Genomic DNA, 7725 nt, shown 5'->3' on the forward strand with positions numbered 1-7725 from the left:
CCACAACACTCGAGTGGGAATAAGGAGGTCTTGTCGCGGATTAGTAAACGCGGCAATGTGATGTTAAGGACGTTAAATAAAACCTGGGGTTGATGATGCTGATTCATGCGGTGGCTCTGTGAACCCGATAGCCTGATAAATAAGCATCAACCTTGCGTGATTCATCCAGGTACCCATGTTAGCCGATTTAAATCGTGAGGCCGAATAACCAATGCTAGGTTAAGAGGTAAATTCAGTCAGAAGCTTCTTGAAGCAAATTAATCACTCTCTTTGCTAAAACTATTTTTTTATTTTTAGTTTTGCCGAGCGAGGGAAAGCCACGAAAAAACCTTGGCAATGATTCGTTACCAACACACCGTTTAGGTTTCGCTTGATCTTCGTTTAGTTTAAGTAACTTATACTTAATAATTAAAGTAAAATTGCGCTGCATCAGGTTCTCTGATCTTATCAACAATTTTTTTGATAGATTCGGAGAGAGATTTCTCTTCGGGCTCAAAAAAATCCTCAGCGCTGTCAATTTTCTCTTCATAATCCAAATCTATTTCCAAGCAGAGAATTTCATCCGCGGATTTTTCTTCCGCTATCATTCGTTTGAAATTGTTGACCTAAACTCTCATAGGCATCTTCATAAGAACCACACGCTATTGGACTATTTACAATGATTTTTTGTTATTATAGATAATTAATGTTCAGAATTGCTAACAAATAATGTTTCAATACGCTGCTTTTTTCGACGCCCAATTCTTAAAAAGCTCTTTGATCAATGGGAAATAACAATAATAAGTTACTTTCTGATACATAAGTTTTATCGGTTTGCACTCTAACTTCTGACAACTATTAGTAGTAGTCATTAATTAGTTTAGTAATTTTAGGTAATTGGTTTTTGAGATTTTGATAAAATCGAACATTTATATCAGTGGATAGGCGAGGCAATAATCGGCGCAACATGGTTAACTCTGAAAAATAAATTGTTGAACTTTGCGGGCAACACAACACAGACAGCTCGTAATAAGACAGCGAATTGTATGGGAAAGAGTGAAAAAACACTTTTTAAAACGATCGAAATCGAAAGAAGCATCTAACTAATGTATTAAATAAATATGCAAATATTGGAATATTTTTCCTGCTGATTCAAAATAGCAATAGAGTTATCCAACGTTGGCTTTAAGAAAAATCATGCAGCCATCTTCAATCCCTTCATACAACGCAGCTGTCAATAATTCTCATTTACATGCGTGCTAACAATGGAACGATTAGAGTCTAAAGAATATTTGTTCTCACCGCTGGAAAAAATCAAACAATGCTATTCTCCTCCCTTTTTGAAGGTAGTCGTATAGAAATCACTGATATCACGTAAACTCGTTCTTTACCAAAGCTATCCTGCAATTTGAGTTCCATTTTTTTCGACCCTGCCCTGAATCCCGCTTCAATTGCACCTCTAATTTCTTTTCAAACTGAAAATAATCTCTGGAAGATAAGCTTTTTAAATAAAACGATTCCCTTTACTCGTGTGCTGATCCGCCTTAGCAGCACTATTGAATCGCATTTGCGCTCCGATTTTTCAACTAAATGGTTATATTATAATGATACAAGCAGTATAGGGTAGACGACTTAAATAAATCTTAAGATCGGACTCTCGAAATAAGCCTCTATTCCCTATAGAATGGCAATCTTTTTAGCTATTCTAATTTGAGATTTCCTGATGACACAAACCGATAACCAAAACCCAAAACCTATGGTGCTGATTATCCTCGACGGCTTTGGCGAAAGTGATGAAATCACGCACAATGCCATCAAAAAAGCCAACACACCGACATTAGATAAATTATTTCGCCATTATCCTTACATACTATTGGAAGCCTTCGGCAAGGCGGTGGGATTGCCAGATGGGCAGATGGGAAATTCAGAAGTAGGCCATCTCCATATTGGCGGAGGACGTAAAGTGTCTCAAGATTTAACACGGATTGATGCGGCGATCTCCAGCGGAGAATTCTATAAAAATCTCGTTATGATTGAAGCGCTTGAAAAAGCCAAAGTACTCAACAAAGCCGTTCATATTCTCGGTTTGCTTTCCCCCGGCGGTGTTCACAGCCGAGATAATCAGATTGCTGCCCTGCTTGAACTCGCTTATCGTCACAGCATTAAAAAAATTTATTTACACGCTATTCTCGATGGTCGCGATACACCACCAAAATCGGCTTTACTTTCAATCGAAAAAATCACAAGTCAATTTCACACTTACGGAAATGGAAAAATAGCTTCTCTCATTGGACGTTATTACGCCATGGATCGTGATAAACGCTGGGACAGAACTAAAAAAGCGTATGATTTATTGACGCAAGGCGTCGCTCAACTTCATGTACCCACGGCAAAAGAAGGTTTGATGCTTGCTTATGAACAGGGTAATACCGATGAATTCGTGAGCCCCACCACCATTCACCGCAATAACGAAACGCCTGTTATTATAGAAGATGATGATGTCGTTGTTTTTATGAATTTTCGCGCTGACCGTGCACGGCAACTCACCTACGCATTTTGTAGTGCTCACTTTACGGCATTTAATCGTCAAGTAAGGCCCAAACTTTCAGCGTTCGTCACGTTAACTGCTTATGCTAAAGACATCAATGCAGCCGTGGCTTTCCCGCCATTGGAATTACCCAATACCTTGGGTGAATATTTATCAGCGAGGGGCTATCGTCAGTTGCGCATTGCTGAAACTGAAAAATACGCCCATGTCACTTATTTTCTAAATGGCGGACAAGAAGTCCCTTTTAGCAGCGAAGATCGACTGTTAATCCCCTCCCCGAGGGTAGCTACTTATGATCTTCAACCTGAAATGAGTGCGGTTGAGATAACCAATAAATTAGTAGAAATCATTCAAAACGATAATTACGACCTTATCGTTTGTAATTTTGCCAATCCTGATATGGTTGGACACACGGGCAATGAAACGGCCACGAGAGAAGCCATTCAGGTTATTGATGATTGTCTAAAACGGATAATTACTGCCCTCCAATCCGTTGGTGGGGAAGCGTTAATCACCGCTGATCACGGCAATGCCGAAAAAATGTTTGATGAAAAAACTAACCAGCCCCATACAGCCCACACGAGTAATTTGGTACCATTAATTTACGTAGGGAGGGAAGCCGAGTTTTGTAAAGAAGTGGGCGCATTGGACGACGTGGCCCCCACATTACTTTACTTGATGGGCCTTAAAAAACCAAGGGAAATGACAGGGCGTACCTTGATTACGCTGAAGTAACTTATGCGAAGGATTTTGCGTGTTTTTTATTTTCAATTGCATGGATTGTCTTCTCATTCGTACTCCGATTTCTGAACAGCTCATCCTCCCGCGGCTTGTCTGCGGGATCCAGAGAAACGTCGCACTCGGATATTTCCTGGATTCCGCAGATAAACCACGGGAGGACGAATTATGGAATGATGGTTTCAATGATGACTCCACCCGAAGCATTTGCCACCACTCCCACCGACCCTAAACAAATTAATTACAAAATCGAAACCCTAAAAGCGATGCTCTCGAAAGAAAAAAACGAACATTTTTTTGAAAAGATTAAAAACCGCAGAAATTGCTTCAGGACGTATACGACTTCAATTACAAAAAAGCGAATCCGCTCTAAAAAAAGAATCGCAACTCCTTGAGGAGTTACATCACGATCAAACCACTTATCAAGCCAAACTTGTAACAGAACGCGCCGAACTTGCCGACTATCTTCGAGCTGCTTATTATGATAGGTTGAGAGAGAGTCTTATCTCAAGCTCATTCTGAGCCAAAACGATTCGCAGCGCGTCAGCCCATCTTCATTATAGTATTATCATTATCTCAGTAAAGGTCAGCTATTTGCTATTCACAATTTACAATTCCACGCTTGCCCGCTTGAGCCAAAATCAAATTTCAATTCAGGTCCAAACGTACATTCTGCAAAATCTTCAAAAAAACAAAGCGATGAGCGAGTTCGACTTGGGCTCTCAAACAGGAACGCCAGCAAGCGATTGTGGAACTTAAAACAAAATTAAAACGAAAAACCAACGACTGGCTGAATTATTAGCCGATAAACGTCTCCTTGAGAAAACCATCAACCGACTGAAAAACAACATCAGATTAAAGCCATCATGAAGCAAGATTTTGCCGCTTTAAAAGGCAAATTAAGCTGGCCCACTAAAGGCTCCGTTTTGCCTTATTTTGGAATCCCCATTGGCCAGAGTGAATTAAAATGGGATGGCATTTTGATAAGAGCGCGAGAGGATCAGCCTGTTTATGCAGTTGCTAGTAGCAAAGTCGTTTTTGCAAAGTGGCTCCCCGGCTAGGTTTATTATTGATTATCAACCATGGACATGCTTATATGACGCTATACGCTCGAAATAATAATTTGTATAAAAAACCGGCGCATAGTCCAAAAGGGTGATTTGGTCGCTATAGTGGATCAAAGCGGCGGCTACGAAAAACAAGCCGCTTTATTTTGCTATTCGTCATAATGCTAAGCCGCTAAATCCAACCCTGTGGTGTCATAGAGGAGAGAATCAATGAGCCTAAAAAGAAAGATTATAGCTATCGCGGTTGCCGCCTTCATCAGTCCGGGATTTACCACGGTGTTCGCTTTTTCTTCTCCCTTTTTACCAAAAATGCTGATTTCCACTCCGGCGGAAGACAAAAGCGATAAGCTCTCCAGAAAAGACATCGAACGTTTTGTGACGGCCATTGCATTGATCCATCAGTATTACATTAAAAATGTGAGTAATAAAAAATTACTCGACAGCGCAATTAGCGGCATGATAGCCAACCTCGACCCCCACTCCAGCTATCTCGACAACAACGACTTGAAAGAATTGAAAACCACCATCTCTGGAGAATTTGTGGGCGTTGGCATCGAGCTCACGCTCTCCAAAGAGGGTCTTTTAAAAGTCATTAGCCCGCTGGAAGATTCCCCCGCCGCACGCGCAGGCATCCAACACAACGATTATATTGTTAAAATTGACGACCAATTAGTTCAAAACATGAGTCTTTCGAAAGCGGTGAGCCGAATTAAAGGCAAAAAACAGACCACCGTCAAGTTAACGGTTTTACGCAAAAGTGCGAATAAGCCTTTAATTTTTTCAATTCAACGTAAACCAATTCATTTGGTTAGTGTAAAAAGCAAAACTTTAGAACCCGGTTACGGTTATGTCCGAGTCACTTTCTTCCAAGGGCCAGTGGAAAACCAGTTGCGTGATGCAATTGATAAATTGAAAAAAGAATCGCAAGGCCTTTTGAAAGGTTTAGTCCTCGATCTGCGTAATAATCCCGGTGGCTTACTCGATGTCAGCGCCCAGGTGGCAGACAATTTCCTTGATGCGAGTAAGATGCACCGCTATAACGACCTCATCGTTTATACAAAAGGACGCGTTCCGGGCGCCGATATTGAAATTAAGGCTACGCCTGGCGATCTCATTCCCCACACACCGATGGTCGTACTGATCAACGGTGGATCGGCCTCTGCTTCAGAAATTGTGGCTGGCGCTCTTCAGGATTACAAACGCGCTATTATCATGGGAACGCCCAGCTTTGGGAAAGGGTCGGTCCAAACCGTTTTACCCATTGGGAAAGGGAACGCGATTAAACTAACGACTGCCTTGTATTACACCCCAGCAGGCCACGAAATTCAGGCCAAAGGCATTATACCGAATGTTGCAGTTCCGGAATTCAATATTACGCCTCCTAAATCACAGTTAACATTGGATGAAGCTGATTTCCAAAATCATTTGCCCAATGACGGCGTTCCGTCCGCTAAGGCAAATCCCAGAAAGACCGAAGAAGAGAAAAATTTATTACAAACCCAACTGCGATTAGCGAAAACCGATTATCAGCTATATCAAGCTTTAATGATATTACAAGGTCTTCAGGTGTTTAAGCATTAGTTTTGTGAGATATTAAAATTTAGGTGATTTATGGAACCCTTAAATACCATCTTCGATAAATCTCAAGACGTTTCACTCGTCAATGAGGTTGAATCCCCAAAAGCTGGAACGACTTGCGGAAAAGTTTTTGGCGCTACTTTATTAATTATCGGCACATCGGTCGGCGGAGGCATGTTGGCCTTGCCCATTACAATCGCTGCCGGTGGTTATTATCACTCTATTTTATTATTTTTTGCTGCTTGGCTAATCACAGCGTTAGCCGCTTTTTACATTTTAGAAGCTAATTTATGGCTCCCGGAAAATACGAATCTCATTTCAATGGCGCGAATAACGCTGGGTAAGGCGGGTCAGTTAATCACCTGGATCAGCTATTTATTGTTGTTATATACGCTATTAGCTGCCTACATGTCTGGCGGGACTGACTTAATTCATAATTTGTTGTCATTGATTAATATCCCCACGCCGACGTGGCTCGATTCAATTTTATTCGTTGTGACTTTAGGAGCGGTTTTGATTTATGGGGTGCGTGCCGTGGATTTAGTCAACCGCGGTTTGATGTCAACGAAATTAGCGGTTTATTTTTTACTGGTCTTATTTATTTCGCCGCATATCGATGTAGGCAAACTTTCCGGCGGCCATTTAGCGCTCTTATCTGGTGCCGTCATGGTGATCACCACTTCATTCGGTTACGCCACTATTGTGCCTACTTTGCGAAGTTATTTGAAAAGCCAAGTCAATGTTTTGCGATTAACGATTGCCATCGGCAACCTGATGCCCTTGATTTTATATTTATTGTGGACTTTTGTTGTCAACGGAACGCTCGGAAGCCATGGAGCTAATGGTTTAATTCACATGACCGCTTCCACCGACGCCCTGAGCGAATTGAGTAATACTTTATCTGCTCACGTAAATGGCGACCTTGTGAAAGGATTAATCCGCTTTTTTACTTCTATTTGTATCGTAACTTCTTTTCTTGGAGTTTCTTTGTGCTTATCAGATTTTATGGCGGATGGTTTGAAAATTAAAAAAGAAAAAAGCAGCCGCTGGTTATTGGTTGCATTAACCCTAACCCCACCGCTTTTAGTCATTCTGTTCTATCCAGGCCTTTTCATTGCAAGTTTAAATTACGCCGGTATTTTATGTGTCATTTTACTTACCTTGTTGCCTGCATTAATGGTGTGGAGCGGCCGTTACGTGAAAAAAATCGCTGTCGGTTACGAGGTCATCGGCGGAAAACCATTTATCATCTTTGAAATCCTCATCGCCCTTACGTTGCTGATCTTTGCGTTAATGCATTTAGGGTGAGGCTGCATATTTTTATTTTGAATGTCTTTTCGTTACCTTCCATCAAAACTCCAATACCAATTATTGTATTCATCAATTACACTATTATCACTCCGAACAGAACGATCGTACTTAGCTACCCCAAAAAGCTAGGAAAGTGTCCTCATTCAAATTTATTTGCGAATCATTAATAACCTCTAATTTTCATTGAGAGGTTAGCTGGCCTCCTCATTAGAACCACAACAACAGAGTGAACCAAAAATCTTGCTGAAGAATCCTACACTAGACAGCTCATATACATTTCGACTCATAAATACCTCTTTAATTTTTAATAATTCACTTAGTAACAAAATTTTACTACGGATATGTTAAATTATTATTATTTAGAAATTTTGTTCATGACTCCATACACGAAGGAAAGCGATGAGTTTGTTTCCTGAGCAGGTGGAATTAATGGAAAGGCTTGTTTTAATTGAAGCAATTGATTATTGGGTTGAAAATAATTTCCCTTACATTTTCTAAGCCGTA

At 40.8% G+C, this 7725-nt stretch carries 4 protein-coding genes and 2 pseudogenes; 5 read left to right on the top strand and 1 reads right to left on the bottom strand.

Annotated features, from left to right (window positions below; translation table 11 throughout):
- A pseudogene (locus FIV31_RS06665) lies at positions 1–75 on the top strand (transposase); the annotation flags it as partial.
- Between the two features lie 326 nt (positions 76–401).
- Here FIV31_RS06665 and FIV31_RS06670 read toward each other — a convergent pair.
- Positions 402–587: a hypothetical protein gene (locus tag FIV31_RS06670; protein ID WP_280124227.1), complete on the bottom strand. Its 186-nt coding sequence runs from the start codon at positions 585–587 to the stop codon at positions 402–404.
- A gap of 1115 nt (positions 588–1702) precedes the next feature.
- Between FIV31_RS06670 and gpmI the strand changes: the two genes are divergently transcribed.
- The 4 genes and pseudogenes from gpmI to FIV31_RS06690 all read left to right on the top strand — a co-directional run bounded on the left by gpmI (position 1703) and on the right by FIV31_RS06690 (position 7218).
- Entirely contained in the window at positions 1703–3262 is a 1560-nt protein-coding gene (gpmI, locus tag FIV31_RS06675) for a 2,3-bisphosphoglycerate-independent phosphoglycerate mutase (protein WP_280124228.1), read from the top strand.
- Between the two features lie 176 nt (positions 3263–3438).
- A pseudogene (locus tag FIV31_RS06680) lies at positions 3439–4546 on the top strand (murein hydrolase activator EnvC family protein).
- Entirely contained in the window at positions 4543–5913 is a 1371-nt protein-coding gene (locus FIV31_RS06685; RefSeq protein ID WP_280124229.1) for a S41 family peptidase, read from the top strand. The pseudogene FIV31_RS06680 and the gene FIV31_RS06685 overlap by 4 nt, the downstream one beginning before the upstream one ends.
- A gap of 30 nt (positions 5914–5943) precedes the next feature.
- The gene (locus tag FIV31_RS06690; protein ID WP_280124230.1) at positions 5944–7218 is read left to right on the top strand and encodes an amino acid permease; all 1275 of its coding nucleotides are present in this window, start codon (positions 5944–5946) and stop codon (positions 7216–7218) included.
- Positions 7219–7725 lie beyond the last annotated feature (507 nt).

This window comes from Coxiella endosymbiont of Ornithodoros amblus (assembly GCF_019425495.1).
GTDB lineage: Bacteria > Pseudomonadota > Gammaproteobacteria > Coxiellales > Coxiellaceae > Coxiella.

Excerpts from the sequence above, each read along its gene's own strand:
- FIV31_RS06670 (WP_280124227.1), bottom strand. The coding sequence starts at position 587 with ATGATAGCGGAAGAAAAATCCGCGGATGAAATTCTCTGCTTGGAAATA.
- gpmI (WP_280124228.1), top strand. The coding sequence starts at position 1,703 with ATGACACAAACCGATAACCAAAACCCAAAACCTATGGTGCTGATTATC.
- FIV31_RS06685 (WP_280124229.1), top strand. The coding sequence starts at position 4,543 with ATGAGCCTAAAAAGAAAGATTATAGCTATCGCGGTTGCCGCCTTCATC.
- FIV31_RS06690 (WP_280124230.1), top strand. The coding sequence starts at position 5,944 with ATGGAACCCTTAAATACCATCTTCGATAAATCTCAAGACGTTTCACTC.